19 protein-coding genes and 2 tRNA genes are annotated in these 25,548 nt (G+C 66.6%); 15 read left to right on the top strand and 6 right to left on the bottom strand.

All coding sequences use genetic code 11. From position 1 onward, the window contains the following. Positions 1–58 precede the first annotated feature (58 nt). The gene (locus RHOSA_RS0113750) at positions 59–949 is read left to right on the top strand and encodes a LysR family transcriptional regulator (protein ID WP_027289122.1); all 891 of its coding nucleotides are present in this window, start codon (positions 59–61) and stop codon (positions 947–949) included. A gap of 63 nt (positions 950–1,012) precedes the next feature. Here RHOSA_RS0113750 and parE read toward each other — a convergent pair whose 3' ends face one another. Then, positions 1,013–3,031 (bottom strand): DNA topoisomerase IV subunit B, encoded by a 2,019-nt coding sequence (gene parE, locus RHOSA_RS0113745; RefSeq protein ID WP_027289121.1) that lies wholly within the window; start codon positions 3,029–3,031, stop codon positions 1,013–1,015. Between the two features lie 120 nt (positions 3,032–3,151). Between parE and RHOSA_RS0113740 the strand changes: the two genes are divergently transcribed. Together RHOSA_RS0113740 and RHOSA_RS0113735 are read left to right on the top strand one after the other, a co-directional pair. Further along, on the top strand, positions 3,152–3,574 hold the full coding sequence (locus RHOSA_RS0113740) for an acyl-CoA thioesterase (protein WP_027289120.1): 423 nt from the start codon (positions 3,152–3,154) through the stop codon (positions 3,572–3,574). Between the two features lie 76 nt (positions 3,575–3,650). Then, positions 3,651–4,019 (top strand): hypothetical protein, encoded by a 369-nt coding sequence (locus RHOSA_RS0113735; RefSeq protein WP_027289119.1) that lies wholly within the window; start codon positions 3,651–3,653, stop codon positions 4,017–4,019. Between the two features lie 56 nt (positions 4,020–4,075). On the opposite strand, the gene RHOSA_RS22570 is transcribed toward RHOSA_RS0113735, so the two are convergent. The 4 genes from RHOSA_RS22570 to RHOSA_RS0113715 all read right to left on the bottom strand — a co-directional run bounded on the left by RHOSA_RS22570 (position 4,076) and on the right by RHOSA_RS0113715 (position 9,475). Continuing rightward, complete coding sequence (locus RHOSA_RS22570; RefSeq protein WP_200372016.1) at positions 4,076–5,731, bottom strand: FAD-dependent oxidoreductase; 1,656 nt, start codon at positions 5,729–5,731, stop codon at positions 4,076–4,078. Between the two features lie 302 nt (positions 5,732–6,033). Next, complete coding sequence (gene glnA / locus RHOSA_RS0113725) at positions 6,034–7,443, bottom strand: type I glutamate--ammonia ligase (protein WP_027289118.1); 1,410 nt, start codon at positions 7,441–7,443, stop codon at positions 6,034–6,036. A 140-nt stretch (positions 7,444–7,583) separates the two neighbouring features. Beyond that, entirely contained in the window at positions 7,584–7,922 is a 339-nt protein-coding gene (locus RHOSA_RS0113720; RefSeq protein WP_027289117.1) for a P-II family nitrogen regulator, read from the bottom strand. Between the two features lie 374 nt (positions 7,923–8,296). After that, the gene (locus RHOSA_RS0113715; protein ID WP_027289116.1) at positions 8,297–9,475 is read right to left on the bottom strand and encodes a pyridoxal phosphate-dependent aminotransferase; all 1,179 of its coding nucleotides are present in this window, start codon (positions 9,473–9,475) and stop codon (positions 8,297–8,299) included. 190 nt (positions 9,476–9,665) lie between these two features. On the opposite strand from RHOSA_RS0113715, the gene RHOSA_RS0113710 reads away from it, so the two are divergent. The 5 genes from RHOSA_RS0113710 to RHOSA_RS0113690 all read left to right on the top strand — a co-directional run bounded on the left by RHOSA_RS0113710 (position 9,666) and on the right by RHOSA_RS0113690 (position 14,761). Then, positions 9,666–9,742, top strand: a tRNA-His gene (locus RHOSA_RS0113710). A gap of 102 nt (positions 9,743–9,844) precedes the next feature. Then, positions 9,845–11,329 carry an AMP nucleosidase gene (locus RHOSA_RS0113705; RefSeq protein ID WP_027289115.1) on the top strand — a complete coding sequence of 495 codons (1,485 nt, stop codon included), beginning with the start codon at positions 9,845–9,847 and terminating at the stop codon, positions 11,327–11,329. Positions 11,330–11,401: 72 nt separating this feature from the next. Then, positions 11,402–12,379 carry a zinc metalloprotease HtpX gene (locus RHOSA_RS0113700; protein WP_051432147.1) on the top strand — a complete coding sequence of 326 codons (978 nt, stop codon included), beginning with the start codon at positions 11,402–11,404 and terminating at the stop codon, positions 12,377–12,379. Positions 12,380–12,444: 65 nt separating this feature from the next. Beyond that, positions 12,445–13,242 carry an HpcH/HpaI aldolase family protein gene (locus RHOSA_RS22565; protein WP_051432146.1) on the top strand — a complete coding sequence of 266 codons (798 nt, stop codon included), beginning with the start codon at positions 12,445–12,447 and terminating at the stop codon, positions 13,240–13,242. A 31-nt stretch (positions 13,243–13,273) separates the two neighbouring features. After that, positions 13,274–14,761 (top strand): bifunctional ADP-dependent NAD(P)H-hydrate dehydratase/NAD(P)H-hydrate epimerase, encoded by a 1,488-nt coding sequence (locus tag RHOSA_RS0113690; protein ID WP_027289113.1) that lies wholly within the window; start codon positions 13,274–13,276, stop codon positions 14,759–14,761. 54 nt (positions 14,762–14,815) lie between these two features. On the opposite strand, the gene RHOSA_RS22560 is transcribed toward RHOSA_RS0113690, so the two are convergent. Beyond that, positions 14,816–15,343 (bottom strand): hypothetical protein, encoded by a 528-nt coding sequence (locus tag RHOSA_RS22560; protein WP_051432145.1) that lies wholly within the window; start codon positions 15,341–15,343, stop codon positions 14,816–14,818. 208 nt (positions 15,344–15,551) lie between these two features. On the opposite strand from RHOSA_RS22560, the gene RHOSA_RS0113680 reads away from it, so the two are divergent. The 7 genes from RHOSA_RS0113680 to lon all read left to right on the top strand — a co-directional run bounded on the left by RHOSA_RS0113680 (position 15,552) and on the right by lon (position 25,417). Continuing rightward, on the top strand, positions 15,552–15,809 hold the full coding sequence (locus tag RHOSA_RS0113680; RefSeq protein ID WP_027289112.1) for a hypothetical protein: 258 nt from the start codon (positions 15,552–15,554) through the stop codon (positions 15,807–15,809). Between the two features lie 258 nt (positions 15,810–16,067). After that, positions 16,068–18,527 (top strand): thiamine pyrophosphate-binding protein, encoded by a 2,460-nt coding sequence (locus tag RHOSA_RS0113675; RefSeq protein ID WP_081728729.1) that lies wholly within the window; start codon positions 16,068–16,070, stop codon positions 18,525–18,527. Positions 18,528–18,695: 168 nt separating this feature from the next. Further along, positions 18,696–18,782: transfer RNA gene (locus RHOSA_RS0113670), tRNA-Leu, on the top strand. Positions 18,783–18,935: 153 nt separating this feature from the next. Continuing rightward, positions 18,936–20,579, top strand: a complete 1,644-nt coding sequence (gene tig, locus RHOSA_RS22555) for a trigger factor (RefSeq protein ID WP_081728728.1) — start codon at positions 18,936–18,938, stop codon at positions 20,577–20,579. 96 nt (positions 20,580–20,675) lie between these two features. After that, the gene (gene clpP, locus RHOSA_RS0113660; RefSeq protein ID WP_027289110.1) at positions 20,676–21,311 is read left to right on the top strand and encodes an ATP-dependent Clp endopeptidase proteolytic subunit ClpP; all 636 of its coding nucleotides are present in this window, start codon (positions 20,676–20,678) and stop codon (positions 21,309–21,311) included. Positions 21,312–21,542: 231 nt separating this feature from the next. Next, positions 21,543–22,808 carry an ATP-dependent Clp protease ATP-binding subunit ClpX gene (gene clpX, locus RHOSA_RS0113655; RefSeq protein ID WP_027289109.1) on the top strand — a complete coding sequence of 422 codons (1,266 nt, stop codon included), beginning with the start codon at positions 21,543–21,545 and terminating at the stop codon, positions 22,806–22,808. A gap of 200 nt (positions 22,809–23,008) precedes the next feature. After that, complete coding sequence (gene lon / locus RHOSA_RS22550; RefSeq protein WP_051432144.1) at positions 23,009–25,417, top strand: endopeptidase La; 2,409 nt, start codon at positions 23,009–23,011, stop codon at positions 25,415–25,417. Positions 25,418–25,548: the final 131 nt, after the last annotated feature.

Below are 25,548 nucleotides of genomic sequence, written 5' to 3'. Positions count from 1 at the left end.
GACAGGCGGCTTCCGATTTGTAAAATTTGAACAACCAAAGGAATGATTTGCTATTCAAATGACCATCACGCATCGGCAGATGCAGGCTTTCGTCGCGGTTGCCGAAACGCGGTCCTTCCGCGCCGCTGGGGAGCGCATCAACCTGTCGCAGCCGGCGCTTAGTTTGGCGATCAAAAGCCTGGAAGAGCGTCTGGGCGGTCCGCTGATCGACCGGGACAGCCGCGCTTTCGAACTGACCCGCGAGGGCGCGGCCTTCTATCCCGCGGCCGCACGGCTGCTGGCGGACTGGGACGTCGCGGTCGAGGACGTACGCAGTCTGTTCGAGATGCAGCGGGGCCGAGTGACGCTGGGGGCCTTGCCAAGCCTCGCTGCCGGCAAGATGCCGGCTGTGCTCGCTGCCTATTCCGCCCGGTATCCGCGTATCGACGTGGAGATGTTCGACGTTATCGCCGATCGCATTCTGGCGCTGGTGCGCGAGGGGCGGGCCGACTTTGGCCTATCGGTACGGCCGCAGCGCGAGCCCGAGGTGGCGTTCGAACCGCTGTTCACCGAATCATTTGTGGTCGTGCACCCGCCGGAACATGCGGTTGCGGACACAGCGCAGGTCACCGCGCGGGACCTGATCCGGCATCCCTTCATCGCGCTCAGCCGGGCGTCGAGCGTGCGCAAGGCATTCGACCGGGCGGTGGCGGAGGCGGATCTCGGCGTACGCCCGGTGATCGAGGTGGAGCAGCTGTCCACGGCCGCGACCTTGGTGGCCCAGGGCCGCGGCTTGACGGCGGTGCCGGAGGCCTGCCTGCCGCTGATGCGGGTGCATGGCCTGCACGCGCGCCCGCTTATTGAGCCGCAGGTCGAACGCGAGATCGGTGTGCTGACCGCGCGCGGGCGGTCGCTGTCGGTCGCCGCCGCGTCGCTGCTGGAAGACACCCAGGCGGCGTTGCGCGGTTGAGCGAGGAGTTAGACAGGCTCCTCCGGACCCCGACGGTCTGCTTCCGGCAGCACCGAGCAGCGATTAAACATCCAGCGCGTCGTTGTCGACGAAGCGGGCGCGATCCTGGATGAAGGCGAAACGCCGTTCGGGCTTGCGGCCCATCAACTGCTCGACGCGGTTCTCGGTCTCTTCCTGTGCGGCTTCCAGGTCGAGCGTCTCGTCGTCGGTGATCGTGACCCGAAGCAGCGTGCGGTTCTTCGGGTCCATCGTGGTTTCCTTGAGCTGCGCCGGCGGCATCTCGCCCAGGCCCTTGAAGCGGCTGATTTCGACCTTCTCCGGCTTCTTGAACTCGGACTGCAGCAACTCGTCCTTGTGCGCGTCGTCGCGGGCGTAGCGCACCGTGCCGCCGGATGACAGGCGGTAGAGCGGCGGCTGCGCGAGGTACAGACGCCCGTCGGCGATCAGCTGCGGCATTTCCTTGTAGAAGAAGGTCATCAGCAGGCTGGCGATGTGGGCGCCGTCGACGTCGGCGTCGCACATGATGATGATCCGCTCATAGCGCAGCTTGTCGGGGTCATAGGTCCGGCGCGTGCCGCAGCCGAGCGCCTGGGTGATGTCGTTGACCTCCTGGTTGGCCTTCATCTTGTCGGCCGAGGCGCTGGCGACGTTCAGGATCTTGCCGCGCAGCGGCAACACCGCCTGGGTCTCCCGGTTGCGCGCCTGCTTGGCGGAGCCGCCGGCGCTGTCGCCCTCGACCAGGAACACCTCGGTGCCGTCGGAGCGGTTGCGCGCGCAGTCCGCCAGCTTGCCGGGCAGGCGCAGCTTGCGGGTCGCGGTCTTGCGGTTGAGTTCCTTTTCCTTGCGCTTGCGCTGGCGCTCCTCCGCCCGCTCGATCGCGCGTTCCAGTAGCGCCTTGCTGCGCTCGGGATGCGCGGCCAGCCAGTGGTCGAAGTGATCCTTGACCGCCTGCTCGACCAGCTTCGCGGCTTCCGGGGTCGACAGCCGCTCCTTGGTCTGGCCCTGGAACTGCGGGTTGCGGATGAAGGCCGACAGCAGCGCCGCGCAGCCGCCCAGCAGATCGTCGCCCGTGACCTGCTGCGCCTTCTTGTTGCCGACCATCTCGCCATAGGTCTTCAGCCCCCGCAGCAGGCCGTTCTTCAGGCCCTGCTCGTGGGTGCCGCCCTGGGGCGTCGGCACGGTGTTGCAGTAGGAGGAGGCGAAGCCTTCCTCGTCGGCCGGCCAAGTGACCGCCCATTCCACGCGGCCCGCGTCGTCGGCCAGCTTGGCCTCGCCCGCGAACGGCTCCGGGGTCAGGCTGCTGCGCCCGCCCAGGAGGTCGGTCAAGGCGTCGCGCAGACCGCCGGGGTAGTGCAGGGTCGCGCTTTCCGGACAACTGGTGCCGCGCTCGCCCTCCGGGATCAGCTCGGGCGCGCAGGACCAGCGGATCTCCACGCCCTTGAACAGGTAGGCCTTGGAGCGCGCCATCCGGTAGAGCGAGACCGGCTTGAAGCGCAGGTGACCGAAGATCTCCGGGTCCGGCTTGAAGGTGACGGTGGTGCCGCGGCGGTTCTGGGTCTGGCCCAGGTTTTCCAGCTTGCCCACCGGCGTGCCCTTGCGGAAGGTCTGGCGGTAGAGCTTGCGCTCGCGCGCGACCTCGACCGTGCATTCGGCGGCGAGCGCGTTGACCACGCTGACACCGACGCCGTGCAGGCCGCCGGCGGTGGCGTAGGCCTTGTTCGCGAACTTCGCGCCGGAGTGCAGCGTGGTGAAGATCACTTCCAGCGCCGACTTGTCGGTGTACTTGGGGTGTGCGTCGACCGGGATACCGCGGCCGTTATCGTGCACCTTGACCACCGTCGCGCCGTCGCTCGGGTCCGAACTCAGGGCAAGCTCGATCCGGTTGGCGTGCCCGGCGACCGCTTCGTCCATGGCGTTGTCGAGCAGCTCGGCCACTAGGTGATGCAGCGCCTTCTCGTCGGTGCCGCCGACATACATGCCGGGGCGCCGACGCACCGGCTCCAGGCCCTCCAGGACCTCGATGTCCTTGGCGGAATAGGCGTCGGGGTTCTGATCTGCGGGAGTCTGGAAAAGGTCGCTCATGGGGCCGCACTATGCCGGGGTGCTTGCGGGTGGGCAAGAAGATGCTGTAGTGCCCATCTAAGGCTGCACCAAATCTGGTAAAGTTTTGGTTGTGCCGGTTTTTAGCCCGAGGAGCGTGCGATGACCGAGCCCGACCGCGCCGATCCCGACTCCCCGCCCGCCATCACGCCGGCGCTGCGCACGCTTGCCATGCCGGCGGACGCCAATCCGAACGGCGACATCTTCGGCGGCTGGGTGCTGGCGCAGATGGACCTAGCTGGTTCGGTGCCCGCGACCGAGCGGGCGCAGGGGCGGATCGCCACCGTGGCGATGGACGCCGTGCGCTTCCACAAACCGGTTCTGATCGGCGATCTCGTTAGCATGTACGCCTGGATCGACCGGGTCGGGCGTAGCTCGATCACGGTCAAGGTCGAGACCTGGGCGACCCGGCGCACCGATGCCACCCTGGTGCGCGTCACCGAGGGCACGCTGGTCTATGTCGCGATCGACCCGAGCGGGCAGAAGCGGCAGGTGCCGCCCGGCGACGGCGGGGTCGAGGTGTAGCGCGCGTATGGCTTTCTAGGCGTGCTCACACGATCGTTGCTGGTCGCGACCGCGCGTCCGCGCCAGACTGCGCCCCATGCGATACCTGTTCGCGGCGCTCGTCGCCGCCAGCCTGCTGACCGCCAGCGCCGTTGCGGCGGGTGAGGCGGACGTTCTGGACGCCGAGATCATCAAGAGTGGCGCCGACCGCTACCGCGTGAGCGTCACGGTGCGCCACGCCGACGAGGGCTGGGACCACTACGCCGACCAGTGGCGCGTCTTGGCGCCGGATGGGACGGTACTGGGCACGCGCACGTTGCACCACCCGCACGAGAACGAGCAGCCGTTCACCCGCTCGCTGGGCGGCGTGGAGATTCCGCCCCGGATTACCGAGGTGACCATCGAAGCGCGCGACAGTGTTCACGGCCGCGGCGGCAAGACAGTGACGGTCGCGGTGCCCCGGTAACCCTTAGGCCGGTGCGTTGACACGCGGTGTGCTGAAGCGCCTATGGGCGGGGCCGGTTAATCCACCGCTGACACGTCGTTTTTCGAGGAGGTCCCGCGCCAGTCCCAGTAATGGCCGAGTTCGCGTTCAATGAGCGTTTCGAAGTGATGGCGGAAGTCCTCGATGCCGTCGGCGATCTTCATCACTTCCTCGCGCTCCAGGATCAGGACGCGGGTGTGCTCGGCCGCCCGGGCGGTTGCCTGGCGTCGGTCCTCGCCCAGGATTAACCGCATGCCGAAGTGCTCGCCGGGGCCCAGCCGGCGCCGGTACTCCTTGCCGGTCTGCGGGTCTTCGGTGATCATCTCGACCGCGCCGGAGACGACCGTATAGACACCGTCGGCCCGGTTGCCCTTTTCGTAGATCCGGTCGCCGGCGTGGTACAGCACGTGGCGCGCGCCCGGCGGGCGGGGTTTGGAGAGCTGGGCGACGTTGCGCGGCGTGATCATGTCCAATAGCCAGTTCATCAGCACGCGGAAACGCGTCGACATCCCCGGCAGGAAGGCGACGTAGTAGGCCCGCCAGATAAGCCAGGCCGGGAAGCCGGAGATCTTGATCCCCATCAGGTCGCCCACGCCCCGACGGGCGCCGAGCGAGGCGAGCGCGCCCTTGGAGCTGTAGGAAAACGGCTTCAGGGGCTTGCCCCGAAAAGAAGCGTGGATGCATTTCACCAAGTGCCGGGCTTCGCGTACGGCGAACTGGGCGGTTGGCGGGGCGTAGTCGGACTTTTCCTGCGGACTGTCGACCATCGGGATCAGCGCGCAATCGCCCAGGGCCCAGACGTTATCCACTTCGGGGACCCGGAAAGAGCGGTCGACCTGGATCTTACCAGCCTTGAGCGGCAGGCCGAGCTCGCGCACCAGCTTCGAGGGCGCGTTGCCGATCGTGGCGACGATCGTGCGGGTGCCGATCCATTCCCCCTTGGAGGTCACGAGGTGGGTGCCCGAAGCGGACGTGACGCCGGTGTTGAGCTGGAACTCGATCCCGCGGGCCTCCAGCTTGCGCCGGGCGTAGGTGCCGAGTGTGGTTGGCAGTTCGGCCAGCGCCCGGTCCGCCATTTCGATCACGACGATGCGAATCTCGGAGCGGTCGACGTTCTTGTAGTATTTGAGCGAACGGTCGATGAACTCCGCCATCTCGCCGACCGTCTCGATGCCGGAGAAGCCGGCACCGATCACGGTGAAGGTGAGGGTCTGCCGCTTGACCTCCGGCAGCTGGGTGATTTCGGCGTGTTCCAGCTTCTCGATCACGTGCGAGCGCAGTAGCCGGCCGTCCTCGAGGGTCTTCAGCGTCATCGCGTGCTCGGACAGGCCGGTGATCATCGAAAGATCCGTCGACTGGCCGAGCGCGAGCACCAGGTGATCGTACCGCACCACGGTCGGGCGGCGCTGCACGCCCTGGAAGACCGTGATTTCGCGTTTTTCGAAGTCGATGCCGTGCACTATCGCCTTGCGCACGAAGACGCCCTTCAGCAATAGGCGCAGCGGGGTTGCTGCGTGCGGCGCGGTGATCTGGCCAGCGGCAACCTCGGGCAGGAGCGGCTGGAAGACGAAGTAATTTTCGGCGTTGATCAGCTCGATCTCGGCACTATCGCCCAGCTTCCGGCGCAGGTTGCGCGCGGCGAACATGCCGGCGAAGCCACCGCCCAGGACGACGATACGAGGTTTTTCGGACACGCAAGCCTCTTGTTGAAAACCAGGAATAGCCGCTTGGGCGGCAACCGCGCGGCGCTAAGACCTGTCTTACAGGCAGGAACGGGGTAGGGCAGGTGCGGGTTCCGTTCAATCCGGCAGCCGCCCGATTGAACGGATCTCGTTTGGCGGTTTGAAACAGAAACCGCGCCGCCGCGGTGGCCGCGACGGCGCAGTGATCGAGCGATCGAAAGCTTCAGGCGGAAGGCCGACGCCGGCCAGGCCGCAAGCGACCGTCCCCTGCACGGGCGCCGCGGCTGGCCGGCGTCTAGCGCGCCGCCCGGCGCTTACACGCTGTAGTACATGTGGAACTCGATCGGGTGCGGGGCCGTCTCGAAGGTCTCGACCTCTTCCCACTTGAGCTCCATGTAGCCCTCGATCTGGTCCTTGGTGAACACGTCGCCCTGCAGCAGGAACTCGTGGTCGGCCTCGAGCGCCGTCAGCGCCTCGCGCAGCGAGCCGGCGACGTTCGGAACGTCCTTCAGTTCCTCCGGCGGCAGGTCGTACAGGTTCTTGTCCATCGCGTCGCCCGGATGGATCTTGTTGCGGATACCGTCCAGGCCGGCCATCAGCATGGCGGAGAAGGCCAGGTACGGGTTCGCGGTCGGATCCGGGAAGCGAACCTCCACGCGCTTGGACTTCGGCGAGTTGCCGTGCGGGATACGGCAAGCGGCCGAACGGTTGCGAGAGGAATAGGCCAGCAGGACCGGCGCCTCGTAGCCCGGCACCAGACGCTTGTAGGAGTTGGTGGTCGGGTTGGTGAAGGCGTTCAGCGCCCGGGCGTGCTTGATGATGCCGCCGATGTAGTAGAGCGCCTGCTCGCTCAGGCCGGCGTAGCCATCGCCCGCGAAGGCCGGCTTGCCGTCCTTCCAGATCGACTGGTGGCAGTGCATACCGGAGCCGTTGTCGCCGAACACCGGCTTGGGCATGAAGGTCGCGGTCTTGCCATAGGCGTGCGCGACGTTGTGGACGACATACTTGTAGATCTGCATGTCGTCGGCGCACTTGACCAGCGTGTTGAAGGAGATGCCGAGCTCGTGCTGCGAGGGCGCCACCTCGTGGTGGTGCTTCTCGACGTTGATGCCCATCTCCTCCATCACGGTGACCATCTCGGCGCGCAGGTCGGTGCCGCTGTCGACCGGGGGAACCGGGAAGTAGCCACCCTTCACCCGCGGCCGGTGGCCGAGGTTACCGCCCTCGAACTCGGCGCCCGACATGTACGGGCCTTCCTCACTGTCGAACTTGTAGAAGCAGTGGTGCATGTCGGTGCCGAACTTCACGTCGTCGAAGACGAAGAACTCGGCCTCGGGCCCGAAGAAGGCGGTGTCGCCGACGCCGGCCTGCGACATATAGGCCTCGGCGCGCTTGGCCGTGGTGCGCGGATCACGCTCGTACGGCTGACCGGTCGAGGGCTCCAGCACGTCGCAGTAGAGGATCAGCTGCGGCTGGGCGGCGAACGGGTCCATCACGGCCGTCGAGAGGTCCGGCTTCAGGGTCATGTCGGACTCGTTGATGACCTTCCAGCCTTCGATCGACGAGCCGTCGAACATGATGCCTTCGTCCAGCAGGTCTTCGTCGACCGTGTTGACGTGCTGGGCGATGTGCATCCACTTGCCCCGCGGGTCGGTGAAGCGGAAGTCGACGTACTTCACCTCGTTGTCTTTGATCATTTGCAGAACGTTCTGCGCGTCGCTCATGTCATTCCCCGTTCTCGATGGTCGAGATTTCAGATTATCGATTGCGGCTGAGCCGAACGGTTAAGCGCCCGCGTGCGGGCGCCCGCCGCTCGGCGGCGAGGTGAAACCGGCGGTGCGGGCCGCCGCGGGCGAAAGCGGGCCTAGACTGCTTCGCCGCCGCGTTCGCCGGTGCGGATGCGAATGGCCTCATCCACGGTCGAGACGAAGATCTTGCCGTCGCCGATGCGCCCGGTCTGCGCGGCCTGCTGGATCGCCTCCACGGCCCGTTCAACCTGGTCCTCGTCGAGCACAACCTCGATCTTCACCTTGGGCAGGAAGTCGACGACGTATTCCGCCCCGCGGTAGAGTTCGGTGTGGCCTTTCTGGCGGCCGAAGCCCTTGGCCTCGGTTACCGTGATGCCCTTGATCCCGACCTCGTGCAGGGCGTCCTTCACCTCGTCGAGTTTGAAGGGTTTGATGATCGCCTCGATCTTTTTCATGGCCCCTCGTGACCTGCCTCTTGGATGTGGCGCCGGGCGCTGGCCGCTGACGGCCTGTCCCGGTTCCCTTCGTTCGTGCCGCGCGCCGGTCGACCGCGGTGTCGGCCGATCAGCGCTCTGGCCCGGTTGTACCGGGTGGGCGCGGAGCAACAGCCGTGCGCGTGCCAGCCTCGCCGTATCGCAGCGTCCCCCCGCTCGCCAGCCTAAGCAAGCTACGTGCCAACTGCGCCTGACAGCGTGACTCCGCAGTGTGCTGCGGGCGTGTCGGTGCCCTGGCGCGACGTTGATCAGTCGGGCTGCCCAAATGCTAGGCAGGTTGCCTGCCGGGGCGGCACCCGGTCGGGCCGTCTATTGGTCAGTGGCCGGGCGCTGCGTCAGTCCCGCGCGCCGTTCAGCCAGGCGTCGATCCGCGCCGCGGCGGCCAGCACGTTCTCTTTCGTGTTTGCGTAGGACAGGCGTAGATACCCTTCACCCGCCGCGCCGAAGGAGGTGCCGGCGACGGTGGCGACGCCGGCGTCCTCCAAGAGCGCCGTCTCCAGCTCCTTGGCAGCGTAGCCGGTGCCGGTGATGTTCGGGAAGGCGTAGAACGCACCGCCTGGGTTGGGGCAGGTGATGCCGTCGATCTGATTCAGCCGGTCGACCAGCGCGCGCCGTCGCGCGTCGAACGCGGCGTGCATCTCCGCCACATGGTCTTGGCTACCCGTCAGCGCGGCGAGTCCGGCATGCTGCGCGGCGGCGTTGACGCAGGAATGGCTGTTGACCGCCAACCGTTCGGCATCCGCGACCAGGGCCTTCGGCCAGACACCGAAGCCGAGCCGCCAGCCGGTCATCGCATGCGTCTTCGACCAGCCGTCCAGCAGGATCACCTGATCCCGCAGGTCGGGGTAGGACAGCAGGCTGACGTGTTCCTGTCCGTCATAGATCAAACGGCCGTAGATCTCGTCCGCCAGCACCGCGGTTTGCGGGTTGCGCGCCAGCACCTCGGCGATCCGGTCCATCTCCGCGCGCGGGATGACGCCGCCCGTGGGGTTGCCGGGGGTGTTCAGGATGACCAGGCGGGTGTCGGGGGTGATCGTCTCGGCCAGTGCATCGGCCGTGACCGCGAAGCCGTCGCGTTCGCGCAGCGCCAAGGGGCGGGGGCGCGCGCCGGAATAGCGCACCAGCGATTCGTAGATCGGGAAACCGGGGTCAGGATAGACGATCTCCGCGCTCGGCTCGCCGAACATGGTGATCGCGAAGAACATCGTGACCTTGCCACCGGGCACGACCAGGACGTGTTCCGGGTCGACCGCGGCGCCGGTGCGCGCCGTCACGTCCTCGGCGACGGCTGTGCGCAGTTCCGGGATGCCCTTGGCGGGGGTGTAGCCGTGATGCCCGTCGCGCAGCGCCTTGCAGGCGGCTTCGACGACGTGGTCGGGCGTACGGAAGTCTGGTTGCCCGATTCCCAGGTTGATGATCGATCGGCCTTCCGCGACCAGGGCGTTGGCGCGCGCCAGGACCTGAAAGGCGCTTTCAGTGCCAAGACGGTCCAGGGCGGCGGCGCGGGTGACCATATGGGCGAACGATCCCTCGATTGGCTGTCGGGTGGGCCGGATCGCATGGGAGCGACCCGGATGGCGCGCGGCATGCTAGCCGTGAGCGCAAGCCCCTCGCAAGTCCGCACATCCAACCGCTTGACGCGTCCCTTGCCGGGGGTTAGAGACACGGCGTGCAGCGCGCTGGCGCGCTGCCGATTTTCCTGTGGTGGCCATAGCTCAGTCGGTTAGAGCGCATGGTTGTGGTCCATGAGGTCGCCGGTTCGAATCCGGCTGGCCACCCCAGTTTTCCTCTCTTCCGCCCTGCCGTGATACGTTTGACGCGGCGCGCCGCCGAGGTGCCGCGCTTGAGCTCGCCCGGGCCAAATGTGCAGCGCGGAGACAAACATGCCGGATAAGCTTACGCCCGAGCCGTTCGCGACCGAGAGTTTTCGCGATCCAGACGCCGCGCTCGCGCGGATCGAGGAGATCTACGAGCGCAATACCGCTTTCCTGCGCAGGCAGTTCGAAGCATACCTGAACGGCCAGCCGCCGAAGCAGGCGGTGCGGGCCACCTATCCCTTCGTGCGGGTGACCACGCGCTCCCACGCGCAGGTCGATTCGCGCCTGTCCTACGGCTTCGTCGCCCGGCCGGGGGCGCACGAAACGACCGTGACCCGGCCGGACGTGTTCGGCCGCTACCTGCGCGAACAGATCGCGCTGTTGATCGAGAACCACGGCGTTCCGGTGGAGGTTGGCGAGTCGCACGAGCCGATCGCGGTGCATGCCGCCTACAAGCGCGACATCAATCAGGAAACCGCGGAGTTGCGCGCGCAGGAAAGCGTTCCGGACACCCCTTTGCGCGACTTTTTCGATGTCCCGGACCTGACCCGGATGGACGACGCGATCCTCGACGGCACGATGCATCTGGACGAGCACGAGCCAAGCCCGCTCGCACCCTTCCGCGCGGCGCGGATCGACTACTCCCTGCAGCGCCTGCTGCACTATACCGGGACCCAGCCGCACAGCTTCCAGAACTTCGTGATCTTCACGAACTACCAGTTCTACGTCGACGCCTTCGTGCGCCTGGGCCGGCGCCTGATGCAGGCGGGCGACCCGCGTTACAGCCGGTTCGTCGAGCCGGGTGAGGTGGTGACCCCGAACGGTGCCGAGGCGGGGCAGGGGACGCCGCCCGACCGCTTGCCGCAGATGCCGGGCTACCATCTGGTCGCTCCCGACAGCGGCGGCATTACCCTGATCAACATCGGCGTCGGGCCGTCCAACGCGCGCACCATGACCGACCACGTCGCCGTGCTGCGTCCGCACGCCTGGCTGATGCTGGGCCACTGCGCGGGCCTCAGGAACACCCAGCAGCTGGGCGATTACGTGCTCGCCCACGGCTATGCGCGCGAGGATCACGTGCTGGACGAGGAACTGCCCACCTGGGTCCCGGTCCCGGCGCTGGCCGAGGTGCAGCAGGCGCTCGAACAGGCGGTCGCGGACGTGACCGGGCAGGCGGGCTATGACCTCAAGAGCGTGATGCGGACCGGCACGGTCGCTAGCGTCGACAACCGCAATTGGGAGTTGGGCGACCACCGGGCGATGTTGCGGCGCCTGTCGCAATCGCGTGCGGTCGGGCTGGACATGGAAAGCGCCACCGTGGCGGCGAACGGCTACCGCTGCCGGGTGCCCTACGGCGTTCTGCTGTGTGTCTCCGACAAGCCGCTGCACGGCGAGATCAAGCTGGCCGGCATGGCGGGCGAGTTCTACCGCAAGCGCGTCGAGCAGCATCTGGAGATCGGCCTGAAGGCGCTGGAGAACCTGCAGCAGCAGGAACGCGAGCGGCTGCATTCCCGCAAGCTGCGCTCCTTCGCCGAGGTGGCCTTCCAGTAGCGCCGTCAGGCGCGCCGATCTGCAACGAAAGGTTCGTTGCGGCACCTTCCCCGTGTCGTGGGTCGACCCTACATGCACAGCATGATCTCGCAGTTCACCATCGACCCCGACCGGGTTGCCGCGAACCATCGGCGGAATGTCGTCCATGCGGCGCTCTTGATCGGCGCGTTGACGCTGCTGCTGGCGGCGATCGGCTACCTGATCGCGGGGCCGATCGGGTTGGTCTGGATCGGCGGATTCGCGGCCGTCATTCTCTATCTCGGGCCGCAGATGTCGCAGCGACTGATGCTGCAGATGTTCTCCGCGCGGAAGCTGGCGCGGCGCGAAGTGCCGTTGCTCTACGACACGGTCGATGAGCTGTGTGCGCGCGCGCAGATCACCGTCCGGCCAACCCTGTATTACGTGCCCAGCCGGCTAATGCTGGCGTTCACCACGGGGTCGACGGACTCGGTCAACCTGGCCGTTTCGGATGGACTGCTACGCCGCCTGACCGGGCGGGAGATCGCCGGGGTACTGGCCCACGAGCTGACCCACGTCGCCAACGGCGACCTGAAGTTGATGGCGCTTGCCGACTTCATGACCAAGGTCACGCGCACGCTGGCCTTCCTTGCGATGCTGTTGATTCTGTTTAACCTGCCGTCGATCGGCTCGGGCGATGTGGTGATCCCGTGGCCGGTGATCCTGCTTCTGGGGCTGGCACCTTTGCTGTCGCTGCTGCTGCAGTTGGCGCTGTCGCGCACGCGCGAGTTCGATGCGGATGCCGGCGCGGCGATGCTGACCGGCGACCCGGAGGGCGTGGCGAACGCCTTGCAGAAGATGGAAACTCAGCAGCAGCATTACTGGGAAAACCTGTTTGGCCGGCAAGGCGTGACCAACCAGCCGTCGATGCTGCGCACGCACCCGACCACCGAAGACCGGGTTGCTGCGCTGGGCGAGCTCGCCAAGCCAAACGATGAGCCCGACTGGCCGCACGGCGACGACCCGTTGCCCGACGACATCGATCCCGTGACCAAACAGCCCAAGCGTCGCTTCCACGGCTTCCGCTACTAGCCTGCGGCCCCTAGGATCGTCTTCGACCCCGGCCATAGGGGCGAACACACGACACAGGGGACGATATGACGGCGGACCAGCGGATCGATCTGAAACAGACGCTGCGCACGAACGGGCCCGGGCTGGTCTGCTGGCTGATGCTGGGCAGCACGGCCGTGACCGAGGTGGTGGCGCGTGCTGGCTACGACGCGGTCATGATCGATATGGAACACAGCCCCGTTGGGTTCGGTGAGACGATGGAGCTGTTGCGGGCGCTGAGCGGCTTCCCGGTCGCCCCGCTCGCCCGTGTGCCGGCGAACGATCCCGTCTACCTCAAGCGCATTCTGGATATCGGCGTGACCGGCGTCATGGTGCCGGCCGTGCATAGCGTGGCCGACGCCGAACGGGCGGTCGCCGGCTGTCACTACCCGCCGAAGGGGCGCCGCGGCCTGGCGGCGACGGTTGTGCGCGCAACCGGCTATGGCGCCTTCTGGCAGGACTATCTAGCTGAGATCGATAACCGCCTGACCCTGATCTGCCAGATCGAGAGCCCGCAGGGCCTGGACAACGTCGAGGCGATCGCGGCCGTTGACGGGGTCGATATGCTGTTCGTCGGGCCGTTCGATCTGTCGGCGCAGCTCGGCTATCTGGGGCAACCCGACCATCCGGAGGTGCAGAAGGCCGTGCAGCGGATCGAGCGTGCGGCCAAGGACGCGGGCAAGCTGCTAGGCGGCATCGCCACGCCCGAGCGCGGGCCCGAGCAACTGATGAAGGCGGGCTACGACCTGTTGATCCCGGATGCCGACGTTGCCCACCTGCGCCGCGGCGCGGAAGCGAGCGTGCAGAGCTTCCAGGCGTTGAAGGCGAAGCACCGCAAGAGCTGAGTCGGGGAGTGCCGATGGAGCCGGGAGCGCAATGAGCCAAGGGCACGAACTCCTCACCGTCGCCCAGATGGGACGTGCCGACCGCGCCGCGATCGACGGCGGCGTCCCCGGGACCACGTTGATGGAGAATGCCGGACGCGCCGTCGCGGAGGCGGTGCGGACCCGCTTCGCCCAGGGGACGGTCGTCGTGCTGTGTGGGCCGGGCAACAACGGCGGCGACGGCTTTGTCGCCGCGCGCCACCTGAAGGCGATGGGCTGGACCGTACGCCTTGGCCTTTTGGGGTCGGTCGACAAGCTGCGGGGCGACGCCGCCCATCACGCCGGCCTATGGGACGGCCCGGTCGAGCTGCTGTCCCCCGAGTTGCTGGACGGCGCGGACGTTGCCGTCGATGCGCTGTTCGGCGCCGGGCTCAGCCGGCCGCTGGACGGCGCGCCGCGTGCGGTGGTGGAAGCGTTGAACGCGCGCGTGCTTCCGACGGTGGCGGTCGACGTGCCGAGCGGCCTCGCCGGCGACGACGGACAGGTGCTGGGCGAAGTTGCGGTGCAGGCCGCTTGCACGGTCACCTTCTTCCGCAAGAAGCCGGGTCATCTGCTGTTGCCCGGCCGCGGCTACTGTGGGCCAGTGGTGCTGGCGGACATCGGCATCCCGGCGCGCGTCCTCGCGACTGCCTGCGCGGACACGGACGGGCCGGCTACCTTCGAGAACGCGCCGGCGCTGGTCGCCGAGCGCTGGCCCTGGCGCGCGACGGGCGATCATAAGTACCGTTTCGGCCACGCCCTGGTTCTGGGCGGCGCGACCGCGACCGGGGCGGGACGGCTTGCCTGCCGGGCGGCGCTGCGCGTCGGGGCCGGGCTGGTTACGATCGCCGCGCCGACCACGGCCTTGCCGATTTATGCGCAGGAAACGGCAGCCGTGATCACCGTGCCGCTCGACGATGACGTCCAGCTTGACCGGTTGCTGTCGGATGCACGGCTGAACGCGCTCTTGCTCGGCCCCGGTGCCGGGGTCGGCGACGCGACGCGGGATCGGGCGCACAAGCTGCTCGCCACTGGTAGGGCAGTCGTGCTGGATGCCGACGCGCTCACCAGCTTCGCCGGGGCGTGCGATGAACTGGCGGCAGCCGTGTGGGGACCGACCGTTTTGACCCCGCATGAAGGCGAGTTCGCGCGCCTGTTTCCAGATACCGAAGGCGATAAGCTGGCCCGCGCCCGCACGGCCGCGCGGCGGACCGGGGCGGTCGTGCTGTTGAAGGGCGCGGACACCGTGATCGCCGCGCCCGATGGCCGGGCCGCGATCAACGCGAACGCGCCGCCGGAACTGGCCACCGCCGGGGCGGGTGACGTGCTTGCGGGTCTGGTTGCCGGGGCCCTGGCCCAGGGATTGCCGGCGTTCGAGGGCACCTGCGCCGCTGCCTGGCTACACGGGGAAGCCGCCCGCGGTTTTGGCCCTGGCCTGATCGCCGATGATCTGCCGGATCGGGTGCCGGCCGCGTTGGTGGCATTGCAGCAAGACGCCTAAACTTCCTTTGGAAGCAATGGCTTAATCTGAAGAGCCTGAACCAACGCCCGTATTTCAGGACGGGGCACTGTTTGCGCCTCGACCGTCCTCCTGGAACCGTGCCTGCACTTCTGCCCAGGTAAGCGGGGCCAAGCCGGTGTGCTCGACCGACACGCAGACGTGCGCGCCGTCGCCAACCGCGCGGCTATGGGTGTGGCCGTGGATGTTGCGGGCGTATTTCGGCCCCAGGATGGCGGGCACGTGGGTTAGCAGCGTGTCCTTGGCGATCTTGACCGCACCGTGAACTTCCGCGACCGCGTCGAACCCGAGCCCGTCGCCGCCCAGCCAGCGCCGGTCGTGATCGCCCATCACCAGCTGAATCCGACCCTGAAGCGCCCGGAGTGCCGCTTTGGCGGCTGCCGGCGACCAGGCGAAGTCGCCCAGCACCCATACGGTGTCGCGCGGGCCCACGCGCGCGTTCCAGCGGGCAATCAGCGTCGCGTCGTGCGTCGCCACGTCTGGGAACGGGCGGTTTGTGGTCTCGTAACGCAGGATGTTGGCGTGGCCGAAATGCAGGTCGGCGATCAGGAATGTTTCGGGCATACCGAGAGCTCTTCGGTTACACGGCGCCGATTGCACGGCACCGTAAGTGGGGAGGCTAAGCCTCTCGACCAGGAGGCTTTTGATGCTTTGCCATCATGACGTGTTAACTGACCCTTAAACTGACGCATGCAGCCTGAGTTTATGGGCAACCGGCTCAAAGGCCGGATAATTGCTCCGGGGTTCCACGCCGACATGAAGGAACATCGTCATGCTGGCAGATCGTCTCGAGATTTTTTCCCGGCGTCCGCGCACCCGCATCGAGGCCGGCTCGACCTACTTGCGCCGCGCGCCGGACCACACAGTGGAAACGGCCGAGGTTCATTCGGTGGGCAAGGATGACATGGGCATCGACCATGTCCGCTTCCACATCCAGATCGCCCGGGGCGACACCAAGTTCGTCGACGAGGAACGCATCCTCTCGCTCGCCAGTTTCGTCGAGCGTTTCCACGAGCGCGCCGGAGCTTAACTTCGCGCGCTCGCGGTCATTACCAGCGGCGCCACCCTCGAACCCTCGCTGCGGTCGATGCAGTTGCACCGCGCGCTATTCGTCGATCCAATGGTCGGCATTTTATTTAAAAACCAGAGATATAAACCCCTGATTTGAAGTGCTGTGTTGGGCATGTCCCGCCGCGGCTGCGCCTCCTGTCTTGTCACGTCAGAACCCACCCGCGACACTGCCGCCACCCGCTTCATGCGGGGCTGTGCAGTTATCGGGAGGGGCAGCATGGCCGAAGACGGCAAGGCGTTGAGCGCGCGCGGCGATCGTGGGGTGGACGATATCGCGCAGGATGCGGCGGCGCGCCGGCGCCTGCTGGCGGAGCTGGAACGCAAGGTGCTCTGGCTGTCCGCCTGGACGATCCATAACGCCAACCTGCTGCGCGACAATCCCGACGGACTCAAGGTCGGCGGGCACCAGGCCTCCTGCGCCTCCCTCACCACACTGATGACCGCGCTTTACTTCGACGTGCTGCGCCCGGAAGACCGGGTCGCGGTCAAGCCGCACGCCAGCCCCGTGTTCCACGCCATCCAGTACCTGCTCGGCCAGCAGGACGCACAGGCGTTGCAGGACTTCCGTGCGTTCGGCGGTGCCCAGTCCTATCCCTCGCGCACCAAGGACAAGGACGACGTCGATTTCTCCACCGGCTCGGTCGGGCTGGGCGTGGCGATGACAGCTTTCGCCGGGCTGGTGCAGGACTACGTCTCGCTCAAGGGCCTGATGGCCGAACGTCCGCGCGGACGGATGGTGGCGCTGGTCGGCGACGCCGAGCTGGACGAGGGCAACATCTACGAATGCCTGCTGGAAGGCTGGAAACACGACGTCCGGAACGTCTGGTGGATCATCGACTACAACCGCCAGAGCCTGGACAGCGTGGTGGCCGACCGGCTGTTCGGCCAGATCGACCAGCTCTTCCGCACCATGGGCTGGGACGTCATCACCCTGAAGTACGGCCGCAAGCTGCAGGCCGCCTTCGCGCAGCCTGGCGGCGACGCCCTGCGGGCCTGGATCGACGACTGCCCGAACTCGCTCTACTCCGCCCTGGTGTTCCAGGGTGGGGCGGCCTGGCGCGCGCAGTTGCAGGGCGACATCGGCGCGGTAGCAGGCGTGCCGGACCTGCTGGCGCAATACGACGACGCCGAACTGCATGCGTTGATGACCAACCTGGCCGGCCACGACCTGGACGTCGTGCTGGAAACGCTGCACGGCCTGGACGGCGACGACCGGCCGAAATGCATCATCGCCTACACGATCAAGGGGCAGGGGCTGCCTTTCGCCGGTCACAAGGACAACCATGCCGGCATCATGAACGCCCAGCAGATGGCGGACTTCCAGCAGGCGAACGCCGTGCCCGAGGGCCGGGAGTGGGACCGTTTCGCCGGCCTCAATGCCTCGGCCGAGCAGCTACGTGCCTTCCTCGACGCGGTCCCGTTCGCCCGTCAGGGCCGGCGGCGCTACCAGGCGGCCAAGGTGCCGGTGCCAAGCCGTTTGCCGCGGCCGGAGGGCGAGCGGATGTCGACCCAGGAAGGCTTCGGCAAGATCCTGGCGGAGATCGCCCGCGCCGGCCAGGGAGAGGATAGCGGGTCGCTGGCGGAACGGATCGTCACCACCTCGCCGGACGTCACCGTCTCCACCAACCTGGCCGGCTGGGTGAACCGGCGGGGCATCTGGTCGCGTCATCGTCGCGCCGATACCTTCAAGGAGCAAAAGGTCGTCTCCGCCCACCAGTGGGGCATGAGCCCGGAGGGTCAGCACCTCGAACTGGGCATCGCGGAGAACAACCTGTTCACCCTGCTGGCCGCGCTCGGCCTGTCGCACAGCTTGTTCGGCGAACGCCTGCTGCCGGTCGCGACCTTGTACGACCCGTTCATCCTGCGCGGGCTCGATGCGCTGAACTACGCCTGCTACCAGGATGCGCGCTTCATGCTGGTGGCGACGCCCTCCGGCATCTCGCTGGCGCCGGAAGGGGGCGCCCACCAGTCGGTGGGCACGCCGCTGATCGGCATGAGTCAGGACGGCCTCGCCGCCTTCGAGCCGGCGTTCGTCGACGAGTTGGAAGTCATCATGCGCTGGGGCTTCGACTACCTGCAGCGCGATGGCAGTGGCGAGGCGGCCAGCGACTGGCTGCGCGATGTCGAGGGCGGCAGCGTTTATCTGCGTTTGACCACGCGGGCGATCGACCAGCCTGCGCGCACGTTGAGCGCCGAGCAGGAAGACCAGATTATCCAGGGCGGCTACTGGCGTCATCCGCCTGCCAATGGCGGCGAGCTCGCGATCGTTTATACCGGGAGTACGGCGGCGCAAGCCGAAGCGGCGTTCGAAGCGATCCGCGAGGAGGTGCCGGGCGTCGGGCTGTTGGCGGTGACCAGCGCCGACCGTTTGAACGCCGGCTGGACGGCGGCGGAGAAGGCTCGCCAGAGCGGTGGCCATGCCCCCAGCTGGGTTGAGCGGCTGCTGAGCCCGCTCGCCCGCGACGCCGCGCTGGTAACGGTGTTGGACGGCCACCCGGCGACGCTCGCCTGGCTTGGGGCCGTGCGCGGCCACCGGGTGCAGGCGCTGGGCGTCGAACATTTCGGTCAGTCGGGCACGCTCTCAGACCTCTACACGACCTACCGGATCGACGAAGATGCCATCCTGGACGCTTGCGCCACCGCGCTGGTCGAGCGGCGACGTGGGACACCGCGGTAGGTAGGACGCGCGCTGTTCATCGAGCATCACTTAACACAATCTTCCTGCTCCACGGGGCGGAGAGGGAAGACCTTGTAACGTCGCACGGCGCGTAGCTAGGTTAGGGGCGGTTGCGTCCCTCGCGGCGATGGTCTAAACGGTCCGACCCGCACGGGGGCGCCTTTTGCCGCGGGCGTGGCGGAACCGGTAGACGCGCTAGGTTTAGGTCCTAGTGGGTGAAAACCCGTGGGGGTTCAAGTCCCTCCGCCCGCACCATTGCGGCAGATGCCACATCGCCCGGCCCAGGCTCCGGCGCGCCGGAATCTGCGCATTTGAGACATCACCGCGCCGCCGCTGCGCGCTGCCTCGCGCGCGGCCGGCGCGCACACGATCACCGAGCCCAAGCGACAGGAAGGGACCGAGCGGTCCATGCAGGTCACTGAAGAAAAGAACGAAGGTCTCCAGCGCGAGTTCGTTGTCACCCTGGAAGCCAACGAGATCGACGAGAAGGTTGAAAGCCGGCTGCGCGAGATCGGCCAGAACCAGAAGATCCCGGGCTTCCGGCCGGGTAAAGCGCCTATGAGCATCCTCAAGCAGCGCTTCGGCCAGGCCGTGATGGGCGAGGTGTTGGAGCGCGCGGTGAGCGACTCCTCGCAGCAGGTTGTCCAGGAGCGCGGCCTGCGCCCCGCCGGCCAGCCGGACATCTCCCTGGAGTCCTTCGAGCAGGGGCAGGACCTCGTCTACCGGATGAAGGTGGAGCTGCTGCCCGACATCGAGCCGATGGACTTCAGCCAGATTTCGGTGACCACGCAGAAGGTCGAGGTCCCCGACCACGAAGTCGACGAGGCGCTGGAACGCCTGGCTTCCCAGCAGAAGGAGAGCAAGGCGGTCGAGGAGCCGCGTCCGGCGGGGAAGGGCGATATCCTGGTCGTCGATTTCTCCGGTGAGGTCGACGGCGAGAAGCACCCCGGCATGGAAGCCGAGGACCATCACCTGGAACTCGGGTCCAACCGATTCGTCGAGGGCTTCGAGGATCAGCTGATCGGTGTGCAGCCGGGCGAGGAAAAGACCGTCGAGGTCACCTTCCCGGACGAGTACATGAACAGCCAGCTCTCCGGGAAAACCGCGCAGTTCCAAGTTAAGGTGAAGGAACTGCGCGAGGCCGAGCCGGTCGAGATCAACGACGAGTTCGCGCAGAAGTTCGGCGAGGAAGATCTCAGTACGCTGAAGGAGCGGGTGCGCGATCAGATCCGTCAGGACTACGAGCGCCTGACCCGCCAGCGCACCAAGCGCCAGCTGCTCGATCAGCTTGCTGATGGGCACAGCTTCGACGTGCCGCCGTCGATGGTCGATGGCGAGTTCGACGCGATCTGGCAGCAGATCGAGCAGGATCGCCAGAGTGGCCAGCTCGACGCCGAGGACGCGGAGAAATCCGACGAGCAGCTTAAGGAAGAGTACCGCAGCATCGCCGAACGGCGCGTGCGGCTGGGCCTGCTGCTTTCGGAGGTCGGCCGCAACGAGCAGATCGACGTCACGCAGGAAGAGCTCAACAAGGCGCTGATCGAAGAGGTCCAGCGGTATCCGGGCCGCGAGCGCGAGGTGTTCGAGCACTACCAGAACAACCAGGACGCCCTGCAGAGCCTCCGGGCGCCGATCTACGAGGATAAGGTCATCGACTACATCCTCGAGCTCGCCAACACCGAGGAGCGCGCCGTCACCACCGATCAACTGCGCGAGGAGCTGGAGGCTGAGCAGGCCGGCGACAGCGCCGAGGGCGGTGAGGACAAGAGCGCGGAGAGCAAGTCGGGCACCAAGAGTAAGTCCGGTGGCTCGAAGAGCAAGAGCACCAGCTCCAAAAGCGCCGGCTCCAAGAGCGGTTCGTCCAAGAAGGCTGAGGGCTCGAAATCGGGGTCCAGCAGCACCAGTTCTTCCAAGAGCGGCGGCGCCAAGAGCTCTAGCAGCAAGAGTTCCAGTTCCAAGTCCGGCGGCTCCAAGTCCGCCAGCAGCAAGTCCTCTGGTAGCAAGTCTGGCAGCAGCAAATCGGGCAGCTCCGAGGCGGAACAGAACTCGTAAGGACGGGCGGCGCCCGCGCGACGAGCAGACCCTTTAGATCCGCACGCCGGGTGCACAAACGCCCGGCGTGCCCGCAACACCGGGATAGCGATGACGATGAGCGCGAACGACGCCGAGATGAACACCCTCGTCCCCATGGTGGTCGAGCAGACCAACCGGGGCGAGCGCTCCTACGACATCTTTTCCCGCCTTCTGAAAGAGCGGATTATCTTCCTGACCGGGCCGATCAACGACAGCGTTGCGAGCCTGATCTGCGCCCAGCTGCTCTTTCTGGAGAGCGAGAACCCGAACAAGGACATCAGCTTCTACATCAACTCGCCGGGTGGTGTGGTGTCCTCGGGTCTGGCGATCTACGACACCATGCAGTACATCCGCCCGGACGTCTCCACGGTGTGCATCGGCCAGGCGGCGTCCGCCGGGTCGCTGCTGCTGATGGCCGGCGCCAAGGAAAAGCGGTTCGCCCTGCCCAACGCCAAGGTGATGGTCCACCAGCCTTCCGGTGGTTTCCAGGGCCAGGCAACCGACATCGAAATTCACGCCCGGGAAATCTTGGAAACCCGCCGGCGGCTGAACGAAATCTACGCTCACCACACCGGCCAGCCCCTCAAGACGATCGAGGAGGCGATGGAGCGCGACAAGTTCATGAGCGCCGAGGATTCCAAGGAGTTCGGCCTGATTGACGCCGTGGTGTCCGAACGTCCGGCTCCCTCGGGCGGCGACAAGAAGTCTTAAAGCGACTTTCCTGCGCATCCAAAGCCGGGATCGGCGTGCCAACGGGCGCCGGTCCCGGCTTTTTCGTGTTCAGACTTCCTTGACGCGGACGGGCTAGACTTGGCCGGATTTCGGGGCGCGCCAGCTGATCGCGGGCGGCCGCGGCCAGCAACGGCTCGGCTTTTTGCGTTGTACGGCTGGCTGCGCCTTCGCTAACATACTGAAGTTAGACTCGGGTTACGTGGCGTGGGTATGAGCAAAACGAGCGGCGGCGATTCCAAGAACACCCTGTACTGCTCCTTCTGCGGGAAGAGCCAGCACGAGGTCCGTAAACTGATTGCGGGGCCGACGGTGTTCATCTGCGATGAATGCGTCGAGCTGTGCATGGACATCATCCGCGAGGAGAACAAGACCACGCTGGTCAAGTCGCGCGACGGGGTGCCCACGCCGCGGGACATCAACACCATCCTCGAGGATTACGTGATCGGCCAGGGGCACGCCAAGCGCGTGCTGTCGGTCGCGGTGCACAACCACTACAAGCGCCTTGCCCACGCGGCGAAGTCGAACGACGTCGAACTGTCCAAGTCGAACATCCTGCTGCTGGGCCCGACCGGCTGCGGCAAGACGCTGCTGGCGCAGACGTTGGCGCGCATCCTCGACGTGCCGTTCACGATGGCCGATGCGACCACCCTGACCGAGGCCGGTTACGTCGGCGAGGATGTCGAGAACATCATCCTGAAGCTGCTGCAGGCCGCCGACTACAACGTCGAGCGCGCGCAGCGCGGCATCGTCTACATCGACGAGGTCGATAAGGTCTCGCGCAAGTCGGACAACCCCTCGATCACCCGCGATGTCTCGGGCGAGGGCGTGCAACAGGCGCTGCTCAAGATCATGGAAGGCACGGTTGCCTCCGTGCCACCGCAGGGTGGGCGCAAGCATCCGCAGCAGGAGTTCCTGCAGGTCGACACGACCAATATCCTGTTCATCTGCGGCGGGGCCTTCGCCGGGCTGGAGAAGATCATCGCCGGGCGGCATCAGGGCTCCTCGGTCGGTTTCGGCGCGGACGTCCGCGCGCCGGAGGAGCGCCAGACCGGCGAGATCCTGCGCGAGGTCGAGCCGGAGGACCTGCTCAAGTTCGGCCTGATCCCGGAGTTCGTCGGCCGTGTGCCGGTGCTGGCGACGCTTGACGACCTGGACGAGCACGCGCTGATCGACATTCTGACCAAGCCGAAGAACGCGCTGGTCAAGCAGTACCAGCGCCTGTTCGAGATGGAGGATGTCCGCCTGGAGTTCACGGACGACGCCCTCAAGGCGATCGCGGAAAAGGCGATTGCGCGCAAGACCGGCGCGCGCGGCCTGCGCTCGATCATGGAAGGTATTCTGCTGGAGCCGATGTACGAGCTGCCGGGCCTTGAGTCGGTCGAGGAGATGGTGATCAACCGCGAGGTCGTGGAAGGCCGGGCCAAGCCACTCTATATCTATACCGACCGCCGCGAAGACCTCGGGACCAGCGCCTAAAGCCCCATCGGAACAGGGCGCGCGCAAGCGGTTCGAAGGGCGTGTCAGACGAGGGCGGGGTGATCCGTATCCCCGTGGGCAGCTCCGCCCGATGAGGCTGCTGCCGGCTGTGGGCTTGGCGATATGACCGCATGCCCGGGCCGGTGAATCGCCTGGCGTCCGGCCCGATCTTGGTGCCGTGACCGGACCAAGAGGGTCGCATGTCTGAAGCCACCTCGTTCCGCGCCTATCCTGTTCTGCCCCTGCGCGACATTGTCATCTTTCCGCACATGATCGTGCCGCTGTTCGTCGGGCGGTCGAGTTCCGTGGCCGCCTTGCAGGAGGCCATGCGCAAGGACAGGCGGGTCCTGCTGCTCACGCAACGGGACAGCGCCTGCGATGAGCCCACACCGGACGACATCCACACGGTTGGCTGCATCGCCACCGTTTTGCAGCTGCTCGATCTTCCAGACGGCACGGTCAAAGTGCTGGTCGAAGGTGGGCCAAGAGTACGCACGACCCCCTACATGGAGGCACAGCGCTGGCTGGCGGGGGAGGTGGAAGCGTTCCAGGAGCTGCCCAGCGATGCCAAGGAACTGGCCACCCTGTCGCGCGCCGTGCTCGGCCGCTTCGAACAGTATATCAAGCTCAACAAGAAGATCCCGCCGGAGGTGATGGTCTCCCTGAACCAGATCGAGGGCGCTGACCGTCTGGCGGATAGTCTGGCCGCCCATCTCGATCTGTCACTAGCCGACAAGCAGGCGTTGCTGGAGACGCCATCGGTCGCCCGGCGGCTGGAGACAATTTATGCCCATATGGAAGGCGAGATCGGCGTTCTGGAGGTGGAGAAGCGGATCCGCGGCCGGGTCAAGCAGCAGATGGAGCGGACACAGCGCGACTACTTCCTGAACGAGCAGATGAAGGCGATCCAGCGCGAGCTGGGTGATGCGGAGGACGGAGGCGACGAGGCGAGCCAGTTCGCCCAGCGGCTGCACAGTACCAAGATGCCGCGCGAGGTGCGCGAGAAGGTGGAAAGCGAGTTGCGGAAGTTCCGCAACATGTCCCCGACCTCCGCGGAAGCTGGCGTTGTGCGCACCTATCTCGGCTGGCTGCTCGACCTGCCTTGGGCGCAGCGTGCCCGGCTCAAGACCGATCTGGCCGGCGCGCAGGAAATTCTGGACGCCGATCACTTCGGCCTGGAGAAGGTGAAGGACCGGATCGTCGAGTACCTTGCCGTGCAGCAGCGGGTGGGCAAGCTGAAGGGGCCGATCCTGTGCCTGGTTGGGCCGCCGGGCGTGGGCAAGACCTCGCTTGGTCAGTCGCTTGCGCGGGCGACCAATCGCAAGTTCGTCCGGATCAGCCTGGGCGGGGTCCGCGACGAGGCGGAGGTACGCGGCCACCGGCGCACGTATGTCGGGGCGATGCCGGGCAAGATCATCCAGGCGATGAAGCGGGCCGGCACGGTCAATCCCCTGATCATGCTGGACGAGCTTGATAAGCTCGGCGCCGACCATCGCGGCGATCCGGCCTCTGCCTTGCTCGAGGTGCTCGATCCGGCTCAGAACAACGCCTTCGCCGATCATTACCTGGACGTGCCCTACGACCTTTCGGCGGTGATGTTCATCGCCACCGCCAACACCCTGAACATGCCGCGGCCGCTGTTGGATCGGATGGAGATCATCCGCCTGCCGGGCTACACGGAGCAGGAGAAGGCGGCGATCGCCAAGCGCTATCTGATTCCCAAGCAAGCGCGCGAGACCGGTTTGACGGATGGGCAGTGGGGAATCTCCGAGGGGGCGCTCACCGAGCTGATCCGCGGCTATACCCGCGAGGCCGGGGTGCGCAACCTGCAGCGCGAAATCGGCGGACTGGCCCGCAAGGCGGTACGTGCCATCGAGGCGGGGACGGCTGAGCAGCTGACAATCACCCGCCGCAATCTGGCCCGGTATGCAGGTCTGCCGCGCTATCGCAGCGCCGAGCTGGAAGCGGAGGACAAGGTCGGTACGGTGACCGGTCTGGCCTGGACGCAGGTGGGCGGCGAACTGTTGACGATCGAAGCTGTCGCCGTGCCCGGCAACGGCAAGATCACGGCAACGGGCAAGCTGGGCGAGGTGATGCAGGAATCGATCACCGCCGCCGACATTTTCGTGCGGGCGCGCGCCGAGTCCTTGGGACTCGACGCCGGATTGATGGCCCGGCGCAATATCCACGTTCACCTGCCCGAAGGCGCGGTGCCGAAGGATGGCCCGTCAGCCGGCCTGGCGATGATCACAGCGATCGTTTCCTGCTTCAGCGGCATCCCGGTTCGCCGCGATGTCGCGATGACCGGGGAGATCACCCTGCGCGGGCGCGTCTTGGCGATCGGCGGGCTGAAGGAGAAGCTGCTGGCCGCACAGCGGGCAGGTATCCGGAAGGTGCTGATCCCACAGGACAATGCGGGCGAGCTCGTGGATTTGCCCGAGACGCTGAAGCGTGGCCTGGAGATTCAGCCGGTCCGCGATGTCGCGCACGCCTTGGCGCAGGCGCTTGCTGCCCCGTTGGATCCGGGGCCAGTTACCGACTCGGAGTCGTTGGATCCCCTGCCCACGCCGGTCGAGCCGGGCACAGCCCCCGGAACCATTCGGCATTAACCAATGGCGATGGGGCGCTACAGGGATTCGGCGCTGAAACTGGCCGTATCCCTGAGAATTCGGGGCTTTCCCACATTGACCGGCCGCTCTAGGGCGCTATACACTGCGGCCCACTCGTAAGCGTGCTTCTT

Source organism: Rhodovibrio salinarum DSM 9154, from assembly GCF_000515255.1.
Taxonomy (GTDB): domain Bacteria; phylum Pseudomonadota; class Alphaproteobacteria; order Kiloniellales; family Rhodovibrionaceae; genus Rhodovibrio; species Rhodovibrio salinarum.
This window is presented reverse-complemented; position numbering and strand designations above follow the sequence as displayed.

Excerpts from the sequence above, each read along its gene's own strand:
- RHOSA_RS0113750 (WP_027289122.1), top strand. The coding sequence starts at position 59 with ATGACCATCACGCATCGGCAGATGCAGGCTTTCGTCGCGGTTGCCGAA.
- parE (WP_027289121.1), bottom strand. The coding sequence starts at position 3,031 with ATGAGCGACCTTTTCCAGACTCCCGCAGATCAGAACCCCGACGCCTAT.
- RHOSA_RS0113740 (WP_027289120.1), top strand. The coding sequence starts at position 3,152 with ATGACCGAGCCCGACCGCGCCGATCCCGACTCCCCGCCCGCCATCACG.
- RHOSA_RS0113735 (WP_027289119.1), top strand. The coding sequence starts at position 3,651 with ATGCGATACCTGTTCGCGGCGCTCGTCGCCGCCAGCCTGCTGACCGCC.
- glnA (WP_027289118.1), bottom strand. The coding sequence starts at position 7,443 with ATGAGCGACGCGCAGAACGTTCTGCAAATGATCAAAGACAACGAGGTG.
- RHOSA_RS0113720 (WP_027289117.1), bottom strand. The coding sequence starts at position 7,922 with ATGAAAAAGATCGAGGCGATCATCAAACCCTTCAAACTCGACGAGGTG.
- RHOSA_RS0113715 (WP_027289116.1), bottom strand. The coding sequence starts at position 9,475 with ATGGTCACCCGCGCCGCCGCCCTGGACCGTCTTGGCACTGAAAGCGCC.
- RHOSA_RS0113705 (WP_027289115.1), top strand. The coding sequence starts at position 9,845 with ATGCCGGATAAGCTTACGCCCGAGCCGTTCGCGACCGAGAGTTTTCGC.
- RHOSA_RS0113700 (WP_051432147.1), top strand. The coding sequence starts at position 11,402 with ATGCACAGCATGATCTCGCAGTTCACCATCGACCCCGACCGGGTTGCC.
- RHOSA_RS22565 (WP_051432146.1), top strand. The coding sequence starts at position 12,445 with ATGACGGCGGACCAGCGGATCGATCTGAAACAGACGCTGCGCACGAAC.
- RHOSA_RS0113690 (WP_027289113.1), top strand. The coding sequence starts at position 13,274 with ATGAGCCAAGGGCACGAACTCCTCACCGTCGCCCAGATGGGACGTGCC.
- RHOSA_RS22560 (WP_051432145.1), bottom strand. The coding sequence starts at position 15,343 with ATGCCCGAAACATTCCTGATCGCCGACCTGCATTTCGGCCACGCCAAC.
- RHOSA_RS0113680 (WP_027289112.1), top strand. The coding sequence starts at position 15,552 with ATGCTGGCAGATCGTCTCGAGATTTTTTCCCGGCGTCCGCGCACCCGC.
- RHOSA_RS0113675 (WP_081728729.1), top strand. The coding sequence starts at position 16,068 with ATGGCCGAAGACGGCAAGGCGTTGAGCGCGCGCGGCGATCGTGGGGTG.
- tig (WP_081728728.1), top strand. The coding sequence starts at position 18,936 with ATGCAGGTCACTGAAGAAAAGAACGAAGGTCTCCAGCGCGAGTTCGTT.
- clpP (WP_027289110.1), top strand. The coding sequence starts at position 20,676 with ATGAGCGCGAACGACGCCGAGATGAACACCCTCGTCCCCATGGTGGTC.
- clpX (WP_027289109.1), top strand. The coding sequence starts at position 21,543 with ATGAGCAAAACGAGCGGCGGCGATTCCAAGAACACCCTGTACTGCTCC.
- lon (WP_051432144.1), top strand. The coding sequence starts at position 23,009 with ATGTCTGAAGCCACCTCGTTCCGCGCCTATCCTGTTCTGCCCCTGCGC.